The organism is Winogradskyella sp. MIT101101 (assembly GCF_047126865.1).
In the GTDB taxonomy this organism is placed as follows: domain Bacteria; phylum Bacteroidota; class Bacteroidia; order Flavobacteriales; family Flavobacteriaceae; genus Winogradskyella; species Winogradskyella ouciana.
The window spans coordinates 976328-999348 of record NZ_CP138982.1; the positions used below are offsets into that span (position 1 = coordinate 976328).

6 protein-coding genes are annotated in these 23021 nt (G+C 37.0%); all 6 read left to right on the plus strand.

Annotation, left to right across the window (positions count from 1 at the left end):
- Positions 1–35: 35 nt before the first annotated feature.
- The 6 genes from SIB89_RS04605 to SIB89_RS04630 all read left to right on the plus strand — a co-directional run bounded on the left by SIB89_RS04605 (position 36) and on the right by SIB89_RS04630 (position 22946).
- A complete protein-coding gene (locus SIB89_RS04605) occupies positions 36–3476 on the plus strand; it encodes a T9SS type B sorting domain-containing protein (protein ID WP_412561347.1) in 3441 nt (1146 codons plus the stop codon).
- Positions 3473–5935, plus strand: a complete 2463-nt coding sequence (locus SIB89_RS04610) for a T9SS type B sorting domain-containing protein (protein WP_412561348.1) — start codon at positions 3473–3475, stop codon at positions 5933–5935. The genes SIB89_RS04605 and SIB89_RS04610 overlap by 4 nt, the downstream gene beginning before the upstream one ends.
- 39 nt (positions 5936–5974) lie before the next feature.
- Positions 5975–7756 (plus strand): gliding motility-associated C-terminal domain-containing protein, encoded by a 1782-nt coding sequence (locus SIB89_RS04615; protein WP_412561349.1) that lies wholly within the window; start codon positions 5975–5977, stop codon positions 7754–7756.
- 434 nt (positions 7757–8190) lie between these two features.
- A complete protein-coding gene (locus tag SIB89_RS04620) occupies positions 8191–13017 on the plus strand; it encodes a choice-of-anchor L domain-containing protein (RefSeq protein ID WP_412561350.1) in 4827 nt (1608 codons plus the stop codon).
- Positions 13018–13138: 121 nt separating this feature from the next.
- Positions 13139–17989, plus strand: coding sequence for a choice-of-anchor L domain-containing protein (locus tag SIB89_RS04625; protein ID WP_412561351.1), 4851 nt, complete (start codon positions 13139–13141; stop codon positions 17987–17989).
- Between the two features lie 124 nt (positions 17990–18113).
- Positions 18114–22946, plus strand: a complete 4833-nt coding sequence (locus tag SIB89_RS04630) for a choice-of-anchor L domain-containing protein (protein ID WP_412561352.1) — start codon at positions 18114–18116, stop codon at positions 22944–22946.
- Positions 22947–23021: the final 75 nt, after the last annotated feature.

Here is a 23021-nt window from a genome sequence, read left to right on the forward strand (position 1 = left end):
ATTGTGGTGCAAGCATAATGCACATCAAAGATGTTATGAAAAAGTTAGGTTTTGCTATGCTCTTACTAATGTTTTGTACCCAAATTTTTGGGCAGAACGAAGCATCCTATTGGTACTTTGGGCAAAATGCTGGTCTTCGCTTCGATGCTGCTACAGGCACGGTCACAGGGATTACAGATGGACAAATTAACACTTTAGAAGGTTGCACATCCATCTCTGATGAAAACGGAAATCTTCAATTCTATACAGACGGTCAGACCGTATGGAATAGAAACCATCAAATCATGGCTAATGGTGATTACTTTGGCGGTACAGGATTATTGGGTGATCCTTCAAGTACATCCTCTGGGCTAATTGTACCAAAACCAGAAGACCCAACACAATATTATATCTTCACTGTTGATGAACCGCACCATGAAAATGCTGCCGTATATCCAAATCAATTTACCGGAAATTATGATAGTGGCGGAAACGTGCCATCAGCAGACGATGGTTTCAATAACGGATTTAATTACTCTCTAGTAGATATGACCTTAAATGGTGGTTTAGGAGATGTTGTTGACACCGAAAAAAATGTTCACCTTGTTACTTATGATCCAACTGACGATTTAGAAATACGTTACAAATGTGCTGAAAAAATAACGGCTGTTAGAGCTGAAGATTGTTCCTCGTTTTGGGTTATTACTCATTTTGGAGATAAGTTCTATGCGTTTTATGTAGACGTTAATGGAGTAAGCACTACACCTATTATCTCAACCGTGGGACCTTATGTACCTATTGAAGGTTATCGAAGAAATGCTTTGGGTTATTTAAAAGCATCACCAGACGCTTCTAAATTAATAGTGGCCCATTTTGGGGAAGCTACAATTACAGCAGGTGATGCTGGTGGAGGTGTTTATTTGTACGATTTTGATAATGAAACAGGAGTTGTTTCTAATAATGTTGAATTGTACAGTGCGCAAAACAATGATAGTCCATACGGAGTGGAGTTTTCTGCAGAAAATCGCAAAGCCTATGCTACTATTGGTATTGGTGCTTCTGGCAACGGAGCAAGTCAAGTTTTGCAATGGGATTTGGAAAGTGCTGACATCCCTAATTCCATACAAGTCATACATTCTTCCAACACCATAAGTGCTGGTGCTTTGCAACTCGGCATTGATAGGAGGATTTACAGGGCTCAATTTTCTTTTGGAGCTCCTTCAAACGTACATAGATATATTGGTGTTATTAATAACCCTGAAGCTAATGGTCTTGCCACAAATTATGATGAACAAGGAGTACTGTTAGACGTTGATGGTTTTAATCAAAACACTAGCAGAATTGGCTTACCACCATTTATTCAATCGTTATTTAACTCGCAAACGGATATTATTAGAAATGGCATCAGTACTACAGAACTGAGATTGTGTACCGGTGATGATTATACCTTACAAGCAGATGAAATTGTTGGTGCAGACTATGCATGGTCTTTTAATGGTTCGCCTTTAGCAGAAACATCCTCACAATTATTTGTAGATACACCTGGTTTTTATGAAGTATATATAGAACCCAACAATGGAGACTGCCCAATTGAAGGAAGTGCAGTTGTTGGTGTGTTTGATATTCCAGTTGCAAACCCACTAATAGATATTAGTGTTTGTGATAATTCTGGTAACGACGGGATTTTTGAAACATTTGATTTTACCAATAAAAATGGAGAAGCGCTCTTAAGTCAAAATCCATCGCGGTATAATGTTCGGTATTTTGAAACCATGGATGATGCCAACAATTTAGAAAACCAAATTGTATTTCCCTACACCAATATTAGTAATCCTCAGACTATATATGTAAGAGTTGACAATATGGACAATACCAATTGTTTTGACATTAATTCTTTTGAACTTCAAGTCTATAATACACCGCAAATCGTTCAGCTTAATAATATAGAATTTTGTGATAATGAAGGTGACCCAATGGATGGCTTCGCCAGTATTGAACTTGGTGATCTAATTCCAACTATTAGAGGAGAGCAAGATGAAACTGAAACAAGCATTACGTTTCATCCAACTCAAACTGATGCAGATAACAATACCTCTTCGCTACCACTTACGTATACAAATTCAACAGCCTTCAACGAAACCATTTTTGTTAGAATAGAGAATACAACCAACACCACTTGTTTTAGTACTGGTAATTTTGAATTGATTATCAATGATGCACCTGTAGCCAATGATATAACGATTATACAATGTGACGAAGATGGTATTCCCGAAGGTTTTACAACATTTAATATCAGCTTATTTAATGATGATGTCATTAATAATAGTGCAGACCGAACTGTGGATTACTACCTCTCTCAGACAGATGCAGAAAACCAAGAGGACGAAATAAATGCCGATGCCTTTGAGAATTTCTTTAACCCACAGATCATCTATGCAAGGGTGACCAATACCAATACTGGTTGTGTGAGTTTCAGTGAAGTTTCATTAGAGGTCAGCACCACTTCGTCCAACAACGCAAGCCTTTCTGTCTGTGACGACGATGGTGATGAGGATGGTTTCGCTTCCTTTAACCTCAGTGACAGCAACGCCATCGTACTGGCTGGTGCGCCTGCTGGTCTCGACCTTCAATATTACGAGACCTATATTGATGCTCTGGTGGAAAATAACCCTCTTGGTACGACATTTACCAATACCGTTCCCTACAACCAGACAATTTATGCTCGTGTGGAAAATTCCAATGCCTGTTATGGTATTAGTGAGATTGAACTTACGGTTTTTGAACTGCCCAACATTGAAACCTCTTTTGAAACCCGATACTGTCTCAACTTTTTCCCAGATACCATTGTCTTGGATGCTGGTGTCATCAACGATTCACCAAGTAACTATTTCTTCGATTGGTCCACTGGTGAGGATACGGCAACTATCGAAGTTAATAGCCCAGGAACATACACGGTAAGGGTCACCAATACCGATGGCTGTTTTAAGGACAGAACGATTACAGTCTTGCCCTCCAATATTGCAACGGTAACCGATGTAGAGATTGTGGATGCCTCACAGAATAATACTATTACCGTTATTGTCAGTGGTAAAGGTGATTATGAATATGCGCTCGACGACATCAACGGTCCGTATCAAGATTCCAATGTGTTTGAGGATGTGCAACCTGGATTGTATACGGTCTATATTCGCGATAGAAACAATTGTGGCATTACAGAAGAACTGGTCTCAGTGATCGGCTTCCCTAAGTTCTTTACACCCAACGATGATGACCAAAATGACTTTTGGCAGGTAAAGGGCATCAACAACCGCTTTCAGGCTAATTCCTCAATTCTTATATTTGACCGTTATGGAAAACTGTTAAAAGAACTAGACCCTCTTGGTGTTGGTTGGGACGGAACCTACGATGGTGCCAAGATGCCTACCAGCGATTATTGGTTCAAGGTGCAGCTTCAGGATGGAAGAACTTTTACCAGTCATTTTACACTAAAACGATGAGTTTAAAACCAAATCTATTTATAAAATCTATAGTATTACTTTACTTTTTATGTTTCAGCATCATTAGCTATGGTCAACAGCCTAACGATTGTGTTAATGCAGTTACCGTTTGCGGCAATTCTAGTTTTAGTTTAGATGTTAGCGGTATAGGTATGCAAGAATTAACGGGTTCCAATACTTGTTCAAGCCAAGAAAATAATAGTATTTGGCTCGAAGTGACGATTGCCAATTCAGGGACTTTGGCTTTTACACTAACACCTGGAAGTACGGACATCAATGAAGATTATGATTTTTTCCTTTTTGGTCCTGATGTAAGTTGTGGAAATATTGGACAGGCTATTCGTTGTTCTACTACAAATCCAGCTGCTGCTAACCAAGGAAATAATTTAACTGGCATGAATGCTACCTCAGCAGAAACTTCTGAAGGTCCAGGAGCTAATGGTGACAGTTTTGTTGGTGATCTGGATGTTTTGGCCGGAGAAACGTATTTTTTAGTCATAGACAGACCCATTGGTAATAGCCCATTTTCTCTAGATTGGACTGGTACTGCAACTTTTCCTGATAATCCATCAAACCCTGTATTGACTAATCCAAATTCTACAAGTTTACCCAATTTGAATATTTGTGATGCATTAGCACCTTTTGATGATGCTATAACAGAATTGGATCTTACAACTTTGACACAAGATATTATAAATGGCGAAAGTGATGTTACTGTAACGTACCACGCATCCGAAAGTGATGCCAACATCAACGCTAGTGCTTTGGGTGATGTTTTCAATACGTCTGGAGGGAATCAAACTGTTTTCATAAGAATTGAAAATACTACGACGGGTTGTTTCATTATCAATGATTTTGAAATTAATGTCACCATATTTTCAAATTTCAATCAGCCGACCACTTATGAAGTTTGTGATGATGATACGGATGGAGATGACCAGAATGGTATGACCACATTCGATTTTGATGTTAAGACGCAGGAAATTATAAACGGAATTGCTGGAGCAAATTATAACATCAGTTATTATTCAAGTCTAGCAGATGCTGAAACAGATACTGCTCCACTTCCTACAAATTATACAAATACAGTTCCTACTCCAACCGATATATTTGTTCGTGTAGAGGATTTGGATACTAGTTGTGTTGGTTTTACGTCTTTTGAAATTATTGTGGCAGCAAAACCAATTGCGAATGATGTTTCATTAATTCAATGTGACGAAGATGGTATTCCCGAAGGGTTTACAACTTTTAATATTAATGAAGCTTTTGATACTATTACTGGTGGTGACCCAAATGCTTCCATTATGTTCTACCTCTCTCAGACAGATGCAGAAAACCAAGAGGATGAAATCAATGCCGATGCCTTTGAGAATTTCTTTAACCCACAGATCATCTATGCAAGGGTGACCAATAACAATACTGGTTGTGTGAGTTTCAGTGAAGTTTCATTAGAGGTCAGCACCACTTCGTCCAACAACGCTAGTCTTTCCGTCTGTGACGACGATGGTAATGAGGATGGCTTTGCCTCTTTTAACCTCAGTGACAGCAACGCCATTATACTGGCTGGTGCGCCTGCTGGTCTCGACCTTCAATACTACGAAACCTATATTGATGCTCTGGTGGAAAATAACCCTCTTGGCAATACCTTTACAAATACTATCGCATATAACCAGACCATATACGCACGCGTTGAAAACTCTAATGCCTGTTATGGTATTAGTGAGATTGAACTTACTGTGTTTGAGCTTCCTGATATAGAAACAACTTTTGAAACCCGATACTGTCTCAACTTTTTCCCAGATACCATTGTCTTGGATGCTGGTGTCATCAACGATTCACCAAGTAACTATTTCTTCGATTGGTCCACTGGTGAGGATACCGCAACCATAGAGGTCAACAGTCCAGGAACATACACCGTAAGGGTCACCAATACCGATGGCTGTTTTAAGGACAGAACGATTACGGTATTGCCTTCCAATATTGCAACCGTAACCGATGTAGAGATTGTGGATGCCTCACAGAACAATACCATTACTGTTATTGTCAGTGGTGAAGGTGATTATGAATATGCCCTTGATGATATCAACGGTCCGTATCAAGATTCCAATGTGTTTGAGGATGTACAACCTGGATTGTATACGGTCTATATTCGCGATAGAAACAATTGTGGTATTACCGAAGAACTGGTCTCCGTGATCGGCTTCCCTAAGTTCTTTACACCCAACGATGATGACAAAAACGACTTTTGGCAGGTAAAGGGCATCAACAATTTGTTTCAGGCTAATTCCTCTATTCTTATATTTGACCGTTATGGAAAACTTTTAAAAGAACTAGACCCTCTTGGTGTTGGTTGGGACGGAACCTACAATGGTGCCAAGATGCCGACCAGCGATTATTGGTTCAGGGTCAAGCTCCAGGACGGAAGAACTTTTACTAGTCATTTTAGTTTGAAGCGATAAGTTTTAAAAAACGTAACTTAGTTTTACCAAACCACAAATTTGAAAAGAGCACATTACATATTATGCTTTCTCCTGTTTGGTGTAACTATCCCTCTATTTGCACAAGACATTTCGTTATTTCAGCAATTTAATGGCAGATATGATTATGTGGCTATTGGTAATACCTTAAATATTCAGGAAAATGGATCTTTTGTTCCGTGTATTATAGAAACGAGCTCATCAGCAGATTTAAATCTTAATGCTAATCAAAATGTAGTTGCTGCGTATTTATACTGGGCAGGTTCTGGCTCTGGAGATTTTGACATAACATTAAATGGGTCTTCTGTAAGTGCCGAACGCACTTTTAGCGATAGCTTGGATGCTGAGCGTATATTCTTTGCTGCTTTTGCTGATGTCACCTCTATTATTTCTAATGAAGGTAATGGTACTTATACGATTTCAGATTTTGACCTTACTAATGTCATAGGACCTTATTGCAGTACTGGTACCAACTTTGGAGGTTGGGCGATATCCATAATCTACGAAGATGATAGTTTACCCTTGAACCAGCTTAATGTTTATGATGGATTACAGAGTGTACCCACATTTTTGAGTATCACCTTAGATAACTTAAATGTACTGGATAATGAAGATGCTAAAATCGGTTTTATTGCTTGGGAAGGCGACAGTGCTTTGGCCGTTAACGAGCAATTGACCATCAATGGAAATGTGATTAGCAATCCACCTTTAAATCCTGCCAATAATGCTTTTAATGGTACCAACTCATTTACGGGAGCATCTGACATGTACAATATGGATATTGATGTTTACAACATTCAGAATAATATTAGTATTGGAGATACTTCTGCCACAATTTCCCTAACATCTGGTCAGGATTTTGTAATGATAAACAATATCATTACTGTACTAAATAGCCAATTACCTGATGCCACTATTACTATCGATGATTATACAGTCCGTTGTGGAGATTACAACATCGATCTTTTTTATACGGTAAATAATTTTAACAGTACTGATATACTACCAGCTAATACACCCATTGCTTTTTATTTAGATGAAATTTTAATTGGTCAATCACAAACAACGAACCCTATTGCTATTGGAGCATCTGAAAGTGGATCAATAACCGTAACGATTCCAGAAAATACCAACCTTAATCTAACCATTACTGCCATCGTAGATGATGATGGCACAATGACAGGCACCATTACAGAAACCAACGAAAACAACAACACCACTTCTTCTAATATTGAATTACTTGTTATACCAGATATTGTTACGCTTCCAAGCCTTATTGGTTGTAACGAAGGTTTTGAAATCTCAACTTATAATTTGTTCGATGCTTTAATGAATTTAGATTACGAAGATGATCAAATTTCATTTTACCTTTCTCTTGAAGATTTAGAAACCTCATCGAATGCTATTTTAATTCCGAGTGATTATAATAATATCTTCAATCCTCAAACCATTTACGTAAGGCTTGAGAGTCCACCTTGCTATGAAATATTTCAATTCAATTTAATCATAGAAAATTGCCCACCATACATTCCTGATGGCTTTTCCCCAAATGACGATACTTATAACGATTGGTTTAACATTCAAGGTTTATACGATATATTCACAGAACATGAGCTTAAAATATATAACCGTTATGGTGATATAATTTTTGAAGGTGATAATGAAAAACCTTGGTACGGCAAAATAAATAGAGGGTTGAACAATCATGGAAAAATTGTACCTGTGGGCACTTATTATTATGTTATAAATCTTAATGACCCCAACTATCGACCAATGGTAGGTTGGGTGTACGTAAATTATTGAAAAAGTTAAGATTTTTATCCGTTCGTCTTATTCTTTTGGAACTGTAGGAAAATTACTTTAATTTTAGAATCACCTGTGAAAAGAATTTCGTTTAAGCTTCACAATTCTTGCACATTTTCCCTCATATAAATAAGTTACAAAAAGTCTCATAATTATGATTTGAGATTTGAAATATAACAATATTGAGTTTCAGGTTAAGGAACATTACCTGTTGAGGCTGTAATGTTTTAGAAATTTCAATTTGGGGAAAAGACCTCTTTTTTGAGGTCTTTTTTTATATATTTACATTAAAATGTTAACGTTTTATGTATTTTGTCGTGTTTTTTTGTATTTAATCTTTATACAGCTTACTTTCCCCACACACAAAAACAATACAAATAATCAGTAGCCCCAAAGTCTAAACTTATTTGTGTCATAAAACTTAATCTAAGCTCATGAATACTGTTCATCGTTCCCTCTATATAATTCTATGTTTTATATGTAGCAAAACTTATGCACAGCAGATAACGGTGGATGATACAGCCACACCTCAAAGTTTAGTTGAAAATACCTTAATACAGGGTTGTGTTGAGGTCTCAAATATAAGTTCACCTTCAAATGGTAGTTCAGTAGGTTTAGGGAGTTTTGGTTATTTTGAACGTGGTTCATCTAATTTTCCCTTTCAAAACGGTATTGTTTTAACTACAGGTAGTGCAAATTCAGCCGGAAATGGGCAAAATGACAATATTTTAAATGAAGGTAATGACAGCTGGACTACAGACCCAGATTTAGAAGCAGCACTTGGTATCACAAATACTTTAAATGCTACTTCTATAGAATTCGATTTTATATCTATTTCAAATCAGATTCAATTTAATTACATCTTAGCATCCGAAGAATACTTTGGTAATTTCCCTTGCGACTATTCTGATGGTTTTGCGTTTTTAATTCGTGAAGCAGGCACAAGCAATCCCTATGTTAATATTGCATTGGTACCAGGTACAACCACACCTGTAAATACCAACACTGTACATGATGAAATTGTTGGTTTTTGTGATGCTTCAAACGAACAATATTTTGAAGGTTATAGTGTAGGTGACACTAACTATAATGGTAGAACTACTGTTCTATCTGCCACGGCCGCAATTCAACCTAATGTACAATACCAAATTAAACTTATCATTGCTGATCAAACAGATGAAAATTACGATTCGGCAGTATTTATTGAAGGCAACAGCTTTAACGCTGCGGTAGATTTAGGTGAGGATTTTTCAACCTGTGCAAGTGATGTAACCTTAGATGGAGATATCGGAAACCCACAAGCTACATACGCTTGGTATTTTAATGATTTGCTTATCCCTACGGCAACACAACCAACTTATAATGTTTTACAAACCGGAAACTACCGTGTTGAAATTGAAATTCCATTATCTGGCAGTACGTGTACGATAGAGGACGATATTAATATTACCCTAAGCTCTACACAATCTTCAGATCCAATTTCGGATTACGAACTTTGTGATGATCTAAGTAATGATGGTATAGAAACCTTTGATTTATCAACTAAAGATGCCGAAGTATTAGCTTCTGTACCTGCATCTAACTATAATATTTCTTATCATTATACAACTACTCAGGCTCAAATGGGTATTAATGCCATTACCACACCAATACAAAACACAACCAATCCACAGGTAATTCATGTTAGAATTGAAGATACTGACAACGGCTGCTTGGCTTTTTCTACTATAAATTTAATAGTTCACCCTTTACCTACGATTACGGATCCAACACCACTTGAGGTTTGTGACGATCAAACGGCAGATGGTTTTACAACTATAGATTTAAGCATAAAGGATGATGAAATTACGAATGGACAGACCAATCTTGTTGTAAGTTACCATAGCACTGCTACAGATGCAGCAACAGGGAGCAACCCGTTGCCAATGCCTTATGTAAATACCAATGTAAACGAACAGGTTTTTGTCAGTGTACAACATCCACAATCGGGTTGTATCAGCACGACAACTTTAGATATAACAGTATTGGATAACCCAGTAATAAACACAGACGATCATTACATTGATGCTTGTGACGCTGACCATGACGGATTTGCAAATTTTGATCTAACTACTATAATTCCAGATGTGTTACAAGGAACAACTGGTGTAACAGTTACCTTCCACGAAACCAATGAGGATGCCCTTTCGGGTGCTAATCCTATAGCTGATGATACTAATTACGCCAACATAAATGCAGAAGAGCAAATTGTGTTTATTAGAGTTGAAGACAATAATACAGGCTGTGCTTCCGTAACTCCAATAGAAATTCATACCAATCTTTTACTAACAGCAACCGAAATCAATGATGCGATACTTTGTGATATTGATAATGACGGTGTTGAGGAATTCGATTTTTTATCTATTGCAGGTGGTATCATAAATGACATTCCAGATATTACTGTTGAATTTTACTTAACGGAAAATGACAGGGACAATCAGATGAACCCTTTAGATCAATCTGTTCCATTTACACCTAGTAGCAATCCACAGACTATCTACTTAGGTTTATCAAGTCCTACGTGTTACGATATTTCTCAAATTGACTTAATTTTAGTTCCAGTTTATGAGTTTGAAAACATTGTAAGTCAGTCCGTTTGTGATGAAGACCAAGATGGTTTTACGACAACAGATTTATCTCAGTTTGATGTTTTAGTCTCTGATGCACAAGATGGCTTTAGTGTTACTTATTTTTTAACTGAAGAAGATGCTACCAATAACACCAATGCATTACCAAACTTGTACACCAATACGTCTAACCCTTTTTCATTATATCCAAGAATTACATCCGATGAAACAGGATGCTCAGATATTACCTCATTTGAAATAACGGTTCTAGAAGCACCAATAACTTCTACTCCATCTGATATAGTTATTTGTGATAATGACCAAGATGGCATTTCTACAATTAATTTGCAAGATGTTATTCCACAAGTAGTTTCTAGTACTAACAACAGGCAGATAAGTTTTCATGTTAGCCAAGAAGATGCTGATAATGCGACAAATGCAATAATAAACGAAAGTAATTATAATGCCCAGACGGAATCCTTATTTATTCGTGTAGAAAATTCATCGACAGGATGTTATTCAACCGAAACATTAAATATCATCGTAAATACGCTTCCGGTGTTTACGGTAATTGACAATTATAGAATTTGCGAAGATAGCAGTGATGGTTTTGGCGATTTTATTTTTAATACTAAGGATGCAGAAATTTTAAATGGACAAACTGGCAAACAAGCTTTGTATTATTTGAGTCAAAATGATGCAGATAACAGAGTCAATGCCATTGATAAAGATTCTAATTTTCAGAATACAAGCAATCCACAAACCATTTTTGTTAGGGTTGAAAACTTAACAGATCAAGATTGTTATGGTACATCTAGCTTTACAATAGAAGTGGGTACAAACCCAGTTTATAATCAACCAGTAGACTGGTTTGTTTGTGATGATATAGCCAATGATGGTTTTGAAACCTTCGATTTATCGACAAAGATTACTGAAATTTCCGAAGGCATTACAGAAAATTTAGACATTACATTCTATCTGTCTCAATCTAATGCTGAAAATAGTGTTGACCCTCTTCCACTTGAATACACCAATACCACAAACCCACAAACTATATTTGTGCAAATAGATAATGGAACCATTTGTAATTCCGTAACATCTTTTGAGTTGAATGTTATTCAAGTTCCAGATGTTAACGAGTCTATTCCACTTACATATTGTGATGCAGATTACGATGGCTTTACAGAGTTTGATTTAACAGAAGCTGAGTTTGAAATTCTGGATGTAAGACAAGACGATATAGAAATCACTTATTTTGAGAATTATGAGGATGCAGAAACAAATTCTAACGTCATTCCAGATCCTGAAGCCTATACCAATACAAGTAATCCACAAACCGTATATATAAAAATCACCAATACCATTTCTAACTGTTATGTTCTGGTTCCCATAGATTTAATTGTAAATACTCCACCTGTAATTAATGATTTTGTGTCCTATGATATTTGTGAGAATGAAAACAGTAGCTTTGACTTAACTGAAATCGATGAAATTATAATGGACGAGAGCTTTAATGTGATTATCAATTATTTTTCAAACGAAACTGATGCTATAGCAAATGAAAATGCTCTAGACACCAATTACACCTACCAAACCAATAATGATACTATTTTTGCTAGAGCAGAATATAGTACCACGCATTGTTATATAGTTTATGAGTTTAACTTAAATGTTAACCCTAATCCGATTGCAAATCAACCTAGTGATTTAGAAGATTGTGATGATGATTTTGATGGTCTTCTAGAGTTTGATCTCACTCAGCAGAATGCCAGTATCCTTGGTGGTCAAAATCCGTCCAATTATACAGTAACTTATCACAATACAGAACTAGAGGCAAACGAAAACAACTCCGCTTTAGACACTAACTATATAGCTTTTGATTCTGAAATCATTTTTGCTAGAGTAGAAAATAATAGCACAGGTTGTTACGATGTCACTCAGTTTTCAGTAATTATAAATCCTTTACCAATTATCAATATTGAAGATCAGGTCATTTGTTTAGACAATTTACCGTTAGTGGTCTCAGCAAATACCAATATTTCAACAGACACCTATTTATGGTCAACTGGCGAAACCACTCCAGAAATTGAAATTACAGAAATAGGCACCTATTGGGTAACGGTTACAACAGAATTTGGCTGTGAAAACATAAGGGTTTTTGGAGTTTCAGTATCTGAGGCGGCAACAATTGAAGCCACTGAGGTTGTGGACTTTTCAAACCCAAATAATATTACCATTACAATAAGTGGTATTGGAGACTATCTCTATCAATTGGATGATGGAGAACCACAAGAATCTAATGTATTCGAAAATGTTGGTATGGGCTATCATACAGTAACAATTATAGATCTTAACGGTTGTTCTGAAGTTACGCACGAAGTTTTGGTAATTGACATCCCAAAACACATGTCTCCTAATAATGATGGACAATTTGATACTTGGCACATTGTTGGTGTGGAAACACTACCTGGAACGGTTATCCATATCTTTGATCGCTATGGTAAACATTTAACAACACTTAAACACAACACACCAGGTTGGGATGGCACTTTTAACGGCAAGAAAATGCCTGCCAATGACTATTGGTTTGTTGCACAGGTAATGCGTGGCAATGAATCTTTTGAAGTCAAAGGACATTTTGCCATTCGTCGTTAAAAACAAGCCAATTAGAGTTAAAATTCTATTTAGTTGATTCTTTTAATTGCTTTTATCTATTTTTACGGTCTAGATTTTTATAGTTACCTGATTCCTATAGCTTTCTACGACAAAAAAAGCAATGATAAAGAAAAGTTTACTTACTCTTCTCTCCTTGGGTATGCATATATGTTTCCTATATGCACAGCAAATTACTACGGATAATTCTCAACAACCAGAGCAACTCATTCAAAATTTAGTTGGCAACAACTGTGCATCAGTTTCAAATATTTCTTCCCAAATTAATGGTAATGTCAACAGCATAATCAGTTATGGCAGCTTTGATAACGGAACATCAAACTTCCCATTGCAAAGCGGATTGGTTTTATCAACAGGTAATGTAGCCAGAGCTGGCAATGCATTTATTGGTGAAGATCTAAGTGATGGCGAAATAGATTGGGAAACGGATACTGACATATTAAATGTTTTAGGTATAGACCAAACACTGAATGCTACATCAATTGAATTCGATTTTGTAACGGTCAATAATTTTGTGGTCTTCAATTATCTGTTTGCTTCAGATGAATACCAACAGGAATACCCTTGTAATTTTTCGGATGTTTTTGCAATCCTTATCAAAAGGGCTGGCACTGCAGACCCTTATGTTAATATTGCTACCGTTTCGGATGACAATACCTATGTGAGTACCAATACCATCCATCCTGACATTAGTGGATTTTGTGATGCTATAAATGAGGACTATTTTAAAGGCTACAATGTAGGTAGCACCAACTTTAATGGACATACTAACGTTTTAAGCGTAAACAGTGCTGTTATTCCGGGTGAGACCTATCATATAAAGTTTATTATTGCAGACCATATTGATGAACGCTTCGATTCTGCGGTTTTCATTGAGGCAGAAGGTTTTGGTGGTGCTATAGATCTTGGCCCTGATCAATCCATCTGCGGAATCGATCTCACGTTAGACGCTGATATTAACAATCCTTCAGCCAACTATGCTTGGTATTTAAATGGCGCTCAAATTGCTGGTCAAACCAATCCAACACTAGCGGTTGCTCAATCTGGAACATACACAGTCGAAGTCTCAATACCAATATCAGGTGGTAATTGTACAATGGAAGATACTATAGAAATAGAGATCATTCCCTTTCAACCAACAGCTCCGATTGATGACCTTCCAATCTGCGATCCCGCACCTAGCGATGGCTTCTATGACTTTGATTTTCCATTGTTGAAAGATGATGAAATCTATGCTGAATTGCCTTCAACAAATTACACCATAAGTTATTACCATACTGAAGACGATGCACTAAACAACACCAACCCGATACAAGGAATTTACCAAAACACAGAACAAACAGAACAGATTTTTGTGCGAATTGAGAGTTTAAGTGGTGATTGCCTGCAAATAGGAAATTTTAATATTGCGGTGAATAGTTCGCCCAATACTTTGGAAACAATAGCAGCGGTCTGTAATGGACAAATAAATGATGGTGGATTTCTCATCTCATCTTTATCACACTTTGATTTTGAACTCTCAAATTACGAGTTCAACAGAACGGTAAGCTATTATCTTACAGAAAATGATGCACTAAACAATCAAAACCCTATAACTGAAACGGATGAAATAATTGGCTCACCAAACTTTATTTATGCTCGTGTAGCAGATGCCTCTAGTGATTGTTCTTCAATAGAAAGATTAAATCTTGATTATCAGGCTCAACCAGATATCGGTATTGATACATATATAGTTAGCCAATGTACTGATCCTGAATATTTTGAAACCAGTGGATCAAACACTATCACTTATGACAATGTTTCTGTTGGCTTCAATTTAGATGATATTTTTGATGAAATTGAAAGCACCTATCCTGGCATTACTGTCCAAGTAGCCGTCCTTTTAGGTATAACTAGCGACCCAAGAATTTATAATACCACCTCACCTATTGCTACCATACCGCTTTTATTAAGATTTGAAGGGGAAAACTGTCCAACACCCTTAACTCTAGAGCTTCATAAAAATGTTCTATATAATATATTTGGTGAAGAAAGCACAGTTAGCAGATGTGATGATTTCTCAAATGATGGAGTATATGATTTTGATTTTATTGATGTATCAAATGAACTGTCCCAAGGGCAAGACGATATTCAATTTACATTTTACGAAACAGAAGACGACAGAGATAATGAAGAAAACCCAATAAGTCAATTTTCAACTTACACAGTAAATACTCCTTCTAAAGAATTATTCTTTACCTCCACCTACAATGATTGTGTTTATGATTCAAAGGTTGTTTTAGAAATCAATGAAGCTCCTGTTGTTTCATCACAAACTGTTGAAGCTTGTGGAGAGTTTAATGATACAGCAAATACTACCACTGTTCAACTAAGCCCTTTTAATAATCTAATGGCTCAAGGTTTAAACGGTGTTTCCGTCACTTTTTACGCCACGCAACAAGACGCAGAAAACAACGAAAACAGTATAGAAAGTATTGATGTGGCCGGAAACTCCACTCAAGTATTCTCTAGAATTACCACTATTTCTACAGGGTGTTTTAACATAACCACATTAGATATCAATATTCTTGAAAGTTTGGATATTGACTCTCCCTCACCTATTGTTGTTTGTGATGACGATCAAGATGGGTTTTCAATAGTTAATTTAGAAAGCGTAATACCTGATTTATCAATCGATGAAAATGATTTTGATATTTCCTTTTACGAAACCTTTGAAAACGCACTTAGCGACAGGTTTGCCATAGAAAATCCAGAAAGCTATAATGCCCAAACACAAAGCGTATATATTAGATTGCAACGTGTAGGTTTGGATTGTTTTACGGTGGTCGATTTTGAAGTGCTCATTTATGATAACCCAATCCTAAACTCAATAGCAGACTTTGTCAATTGTACGACAAACGGAGCCAATTTTGCCGATTTTTATTTTGAAGACAAAGACTCAGAGATAATTAACGGGCAAGAAGGTATGCAAGTGTCGTATTACGAAACAGAGGACGATGCGATAAATAGAGTTGATGAGATAGATAAAACCTCTGCTTATCAAAATACGTCTAATCCACAGACGGTTTACGTTAGATTGGAAAATGAAACAGAGAACAGTTGTTATAGAGTTGCTCCTATGCAAATTGAGGTGAAGGAAGCACCAATTTATAATGTACCATCAGACGTTTTTGAATGTGACATCAACAATAACGGCTTGGCCGCTACGGATCTAAACGATAAAATAGTCGAAATAAGTTTGGGCAGTCCATCGAACTTAGATATTACATTTCATTTAACCCCTTTAAACGCAGAGCTCGGAACCAATGAAATCCCTTTGGACTATATGCCAAGCAACAATCCACAACTCATCTACTCGCGTGTTGAGAATATAGACTCTGGCTGTTATAATGTAGATACATTTTACATCAATACACTTTCGCTTCCAGAAGTCAACTATGGACAATCACTAACGACTTGTGCTAACAATTACGAGTTTGAACAACAATGGGATTTAACCGAAATAGAACTTCTAATTTTAGAAGGACGACAATACGGTATTGATTTTACCTATTTTGAAACTGAAGCCGATTTGTTCGCTGATATAAACTCAATAAATAATCCTGAAACTTATACTAATTCTTTAGGTCAACAAACCCTGTACGTTAGAGTTAGAAATAGCGTTACGACCTGTTTTGCTTCAGTGCCTTTTGAATTAATTATCAACAGTCCGCCAGAGATTGACCCTATCGATACTTATGAGGTTTGTGCTAATGCTGAAAGCTATGTGGATCTATCGGATATTGATTTAGCGCTTCTAGAAGATACCTTTAATGTATTGGTAAGCTATCATACCTCAGAGGCTGATGCCCAAGCGAATATCGACCCGTTAAACACGGATCATACTTATACCAACACTGTTGAAATGCTCTTTGCAAGGGTCGAATATTCCACAACTGGCTGTTATGCCGTACATCCTTTTCAGTTGGTGGTCAACCCACTTCCTATTGCAAATCAGCCCAATGACCTCGTGGCCTGTGACGATGACTATGATGGACTTTTGGAATTTGATTTATCCTCTCAGGATACAGCGGTTTTAGGTAATCAAAATCCTAATGAGTATGCTGTAAGTTATTTTAGTTCAGAGAACGAGGCCACTGAAAACATAAACGAATTGAACGTTGAACATACTGCTTTTGATGGTGAGGTAATCTTTGTAAGGGTAGAAAACTTGGACACTGGCTGTTTTGACGTTACCCAGTTTTCTGTTGTCATCAATTCATTGCCAGATACAGTCGTTGAAGACCAAGTGCTCTGCCTAAATGATTTACCACTGACTGTTTCTGCCGATACTGGGAATCCTTTGTACACGTACCTCTGGTCAACAAATGAAACATCCTCTGAAATTGAGATTACAGAGGTTGGTTCGTATGCCGTGACCATAACCAATCAGTATGGTTGCCAAAGCACAAGTACGTTCAATGTTACGGAATCTGAGTCTGCCGTTATCGATGTCGTTGAGACGATTGATTTCTCGGATCCGAACAATATAACGGTTACCGTTAACGGCATTGGTGATTACCTCTACCAGCTTAACGATCTGCCGTTTCAGTCCTCAAATGTTTTTGTGAACGTACCCATTGGATACAATACCATTACCATTATAGACCAAAATGGCTGTGCAAGAATAACTCGAGAGGTCTTGATCTTTGATGCACCAAAGCACATGACACCAAATGATGATGGTGATTTTGACACGTGGCACATTGCTGGTGTCCAGGAATTGCCTGGTACCAGAGTCCATATCTTTGACCGTTATGGCAAATTGCTCAAAGAAATCGGGCACAATACTTCTGGTTGGGACGGCACCTTCAACGGTAACCAAATGCCTTCTGGTGACTATTGGTACATCGCCTATGTCATCAAGGATGGCGAAAGCTTTCAGGTTAAAGGGCATTTTGCTTTGAAACGTTAATTTTTATAATTCTTTACGCTTTACAAAACACTTACTGGCATAGTTTTAGTGGCTTTTTAGTATATTTATATAAAAAAGAAAGCTTTACGTTTTCTCTATTGCTGTAAATTCCTAAATATATCACGTGAAAAAGAAAAGTACGTTTACGTTTCTATTGCTTTTCATGCATATGTGTTTTTCATATGCACAGCAAATTGTTACGGACTCTTCTTTGCAGCCTCAGCAGCTTATAGACAACTTAACCGATGGGAGTTGCGTTATTGCATCTAATGCTAATTCTGCAATAAATGGTAGTGTTAATGGCATTCCAAGTTATGCCTTATTTGATAGAGGCACTTCTGATTTTCCTTTAGAGAGCGGTATTATATTATCTACAGGTAATGTTAATTCTTCCGGGAATAATATTATTGCTGAAAGTTTAAGTGACGGTAACTTAGATTGGGATACCGATCCTGATATAGAAGCCATATTGGGAATCTCTCAAACACTCAATGCAACATCGTTAGAATTTGATTTCACCTCGATAAACAATAGCGTTGGATTTAAATATGTATTTGCTTCAGATGAATATCAACAACAATACCCTTGTAATTTTCAAGATGTTTTTGCAATTCTCATAAAAGAAGCTGGTACATCAGACCCTTATATTAACATTGCGCTTGTTCCCGATAGTGCTTCATCCATTAACACAAGTTCTATACACCCTCAAATACCCGAAGGATGTGATGCAGAAAATGTCAATTTTTTTGAAGGCTATAATCTTGGTGCAACTAATTATGATGGGCAAACCATAGTACTAAATGCGACTGCAGATATAACACCTGGCGTCACATATCGCGTTAAGTTCGTTATCGCTGATCATATCGACCAGCGTTTTGATTCTGCTGTATTTATTGAATCAGAAGGGTTTGGTACGTCTGTGGATTTAGGCCCAGATATTACGGCTTGTGGTTCTACGATAGAATTGAATGGTGAAATTGACAATGATGATGCCACCTATGCCTGGTTTATAGATGGTGCAGAAATTGCAGGAGAAACCAACCCTACGCTTCAAGCATTGCAATCTGGTTTTTATGAAGTGGTAGTTACCATTCCGTTGCCAAATGGGTCGTGTACCATAACGGATTCTGTTACTGTAGACACTATACCTTTTCAACAAGCAGAGCCAATAACTGACCTCATTATTTGTGACGAAGTACCATTTGACGGCTTCGCCATATTTGATTTAACAATAAAAACAGAAGAAATTCTTAGCAATCTCCCTTCAGACGATTTTAATATCAGTTATCATCATTCTGAAGAAGAGGCTTTAGATAACCTCAATCCTATTGTAGGTGATTATGAAAATACAGAACTTTCTGAAACACTTTATGCTAGGATAGAAAGTATGGACGGGAGTTGTCTTCAGATTGGTTCCTTTAATGTTCAAATAGGAGCGCAACCAAATTACAATATAATTCCACCGATAATTCTCTGTGCGGATTTTTTAATTGATGGTGTCGGCTATTTAGAATTGTCATATTATGCCTTTGAAATTGCCAACTACGAGTTTAATAGAACTGTTACCTTTCATGTTACTGAAGCAGACGCATATAATGATTTAGACCCTATAACTTTTGCTTCTGATATGCCTTTTGGCTCTAATTTCACATATGTAAGAATTGAAAATGATTTTACGAGCTGCATCAGTGTTGTTCCAATTCCACTTGTTATTCAAGAGCGTTTAGACTTTGACCAAAGGTTTTATATCGATTTGTGTTTGCCTACGAGTCAATCATTTGCTGTTTTTGATTTGGGTATTATAAGAGATCAAGTCTTAGTTGCTTATCCAGATGCTGGTATCACATTTTATACAGATTTTCAAAATGCTCAGGATCAAGCTTTCCCTATTTTTCCAGGAGTAACCTACCAAAACGAAGTACCGTATCAGCAAACTGTATATATGGCAATTTTAGACGGAAGCCAAGATTGTCCGTCCGTAGTTCCTATAGAACTGCACACAAATCTTACTCACAATTTATATGGTGACCAACCCGTTATTTCTGGTTGTGATGATCCATCAAACGATGGCATATTGGATTTCGATTTAAATGAAGTAAGCGAAGAGCTTAATGATGGTTATGATATTGAAATCACCTATTATGAAACGCCACAAGATAGAATCAATGGTGAAAATCCAATAAACGTAAACGCACCATACACTGTAACAAATAACAATAACATAGTTTATGCAAACATATCAAGTAATGGTTGCGATTATGATGCAGATATTGAATTGGATGTACTCCCTTTACCAGAGTTAGAACCACAAACTATTGAGTATTGTGGTAACACTAATGCTCAAACGGGTTTAACAACCATTCAATTAAATCCATTGATAGATTTAATTGACAATGACCAAGCCGAGTTTACTACTATTGAGTTTTATGCAACTGAAGCAGATGCTATTGCTGATGAGAATGTACTAGGCTTCAGTTATGACTCTGCAAGCAATTCACCGTTATTATACATCAGAATTACGGATAACAGATCCCAGTGCTATAATTTTTCAACTTTACAAATTAATATCTCTGATGGGTTGGAAATAGCAACACCTGAGCCCATAGTTGTTTGTGATGATGACCAAGACGGAAGCTCAACTGTAAATTTAGAGTCTGTCTTACCGCAATTATCCAGTGATCTGAGTGGTACAACCATTTCATTTCATCAAACCTATGGCAATGCAGTAGCCAATAGGTTTGCCATAGAAAACCCTGAAAGCTATACTACAGAAACTACAGAAGTATTTATCAGAGTTTCAGTAGAAGATTTAGATTGTTTTGCCGTAGTCGCCTTAGAAGTCCTAATTTATGACAATCCTCAATTGACTTCAATTTCAGATTATATCAATTGTGAAATAGATACCAATGTAACAACAGGCTTCTTTTTTGTAACTAAGGATTTTGAAGTCATCAACGGTCAAGAAGGTATGCAGGTGCTCTATTTTGAAACAGAAAATGACGCAATTAATAGAGCGAATATTATTGATAAAAACTTAGCATATCAAAACACATCAAATCCTCAGACCGTTTATGTTCGCCTAGAAAATGAAGTTGAGAATAGTTGTTTTGCTGTTGCACCAATGCAGATAGAAGTGCGACAAGCACCAATATATGTTGAGCCCACAGATATGCATCGCTGTGACTATAACGGTAATGGTCTCAATACTGTAAATTTATCCGAAAAAGTAGATGAAATCACCAATGGAGCCACTCAAAATTTAGATGTTTCTTTTCATTTAACACCTTTAAATGCAGAACTAGGAACTAACGCTCTACCTTTAAACTACACTACTACGGTTAATCCGCAACTGATACATGCACGTATCTTAAATACTGATACTGGATGTCACGAAGTTTCCACATTCAATATTACTACGTTAGACCTACCTGAAGTTAACGAAGGGCAATCGCTAACTGTTTGTGGTAACAATTACGAGTTTGAACAACAATGGAACCTAACGGAAATAGAACTTCTAATCCTAGAAGGACGACAATACGGTATTGAGTTTACTTATTTTGAAACTGAAGCCGATTTACAAAATAATCTGAATAGTATTACCAATCCTGAAGCTTATGTAAATACATCAAATCCTCAGACACTTTACGTAAAAGTTCTTAATGTAAGTACAACTTGTTTTGCTTCAGTGCCTTTTGATCTAATTATCAATAGTCCACCAGAGATTGACCCTATTGATACTTATGAGGTTTGTGCTAACACTGAAAATTACGTAGATCTAACAGATATAGATTTAGCACTTCTTGAAGACACCTTTAATGTATTGGTAAGCTATCATACCTCAGAGGCTGATGCCCAAGCGAATATCGACCCGTTAAACACGGATCATACTTATACCAACACTGTTGAAATGCTCTTTGCAAGGGTCGAATATTCCACAACTGGCTGTTATGCCGTACATCCTTTTCAGTTGGTAGTCAACCCGCTTCCTATTGCAAATCAGCCCAATGACCTCGTGGCCTGTGATGATGACTATGATGGACTTTTAGAATTTGATTTATCCTCTCAGGATTCAGCGGTTTTGGGCAATCAAAATCCTAATGAGTATGCTGTAAGTTATTTTAGTTCAGAGAACGAGGCCACTGAAAACATAAACGAGTTGGACGTTGAGCATACTGCTTTTGATGGTGAGGTAATCTTTGTAAGGGTAGAAAACTTGGCCACTGGCTGTTTTGACATTACCCAGTTTTCTGTTGTTGTCAATCCATTGCCAGATACCGTTGTTGAAGACCAGGTGCTCTGCCTAAATGATTTACCACTGACTGTTTCTGCTGATACTGGGAATCCTTTGGATACCTACCTATGGTCAACAAATGAAACATCCTCTGAAATTGAGATTGCAGAGGTTGGTTCGTATGCCGTGACCATAACCAATCAGTATGGTTGCCAAAGCATAAGTACGTTCAATGTTACGGAATCTGAGTCTGCCGTTATCGATGTCGTTGAGACGATTGATTTCTCGGACCAGAACAACATAACGGTTACCGTTAATGGCATTGGTGATTACCTCTACCAGCTTAACGATCTGCCGTTTCAGACCTCAAATGTTTTTGTGAACGTACCCATTGGATACAACACCATTACCATAATAGACCAAAATGGCTGTGCAAGAATAACCAGAGAGATCTTGGTCTTTGATGCACCAAAGCATTTAACACCTAATGATGATGGCGATTTTGATACTTGGCACATTGCCGGTGTACAGGAATTACCTGGCACTAGGGTTCATATCTTTGACCGTTACGGCAAGTTGCTCAAGGAAATCGGGCACAATACTTCTGGCTGGGACGGCACCTTCAACGGTAACGAAATGCCTTCTGGTGACTATTGGTACATCGCCTATGTCATCAAGGATGGCGAAAGCTTTCAGGTTAAAGGGCATTTTGCTTTGAAACGTTAATTTTAAATCAAAATTTTCTTTTAACATCTTATTCAAAATTTAGTGTAAGTAGTATGCTTATCTTTGCTGTCCATT

What these genes read in the sequence shown, in the direction of transcription:
- SIB89_RS04620 (WP_412561350.1), top strand. Translation starts at nt 8,191, where the DNA reads ATGAATACTGTTCATCGTTCCCTCTATATAATTCTATGTTTTATATGT.
- SIB89_RS04610 (WP_412561348.1), top strand. Translation starts at nt 3,473, where the DNA reads ATGAGTTTAAAACCAAATCTATTTATAAAATCTATAGTATTACTTTAC.
- SIB89_RS04605 (WP_412561347.1), top strand. Translation starts at nt 36, where the DNA reads ATGAAAAAGTTAGGTTTTGCTATGCTCTTACTAATGTTTTGTACCCAA.
- SIB89_RS04625 (WP_412561351.1), top strand. Translation starts at nt 13,139, where the DNA reads ATGATAAAGAAAAGTTTACTTACTCTTCTCTCCTTGGGTATGCATATA.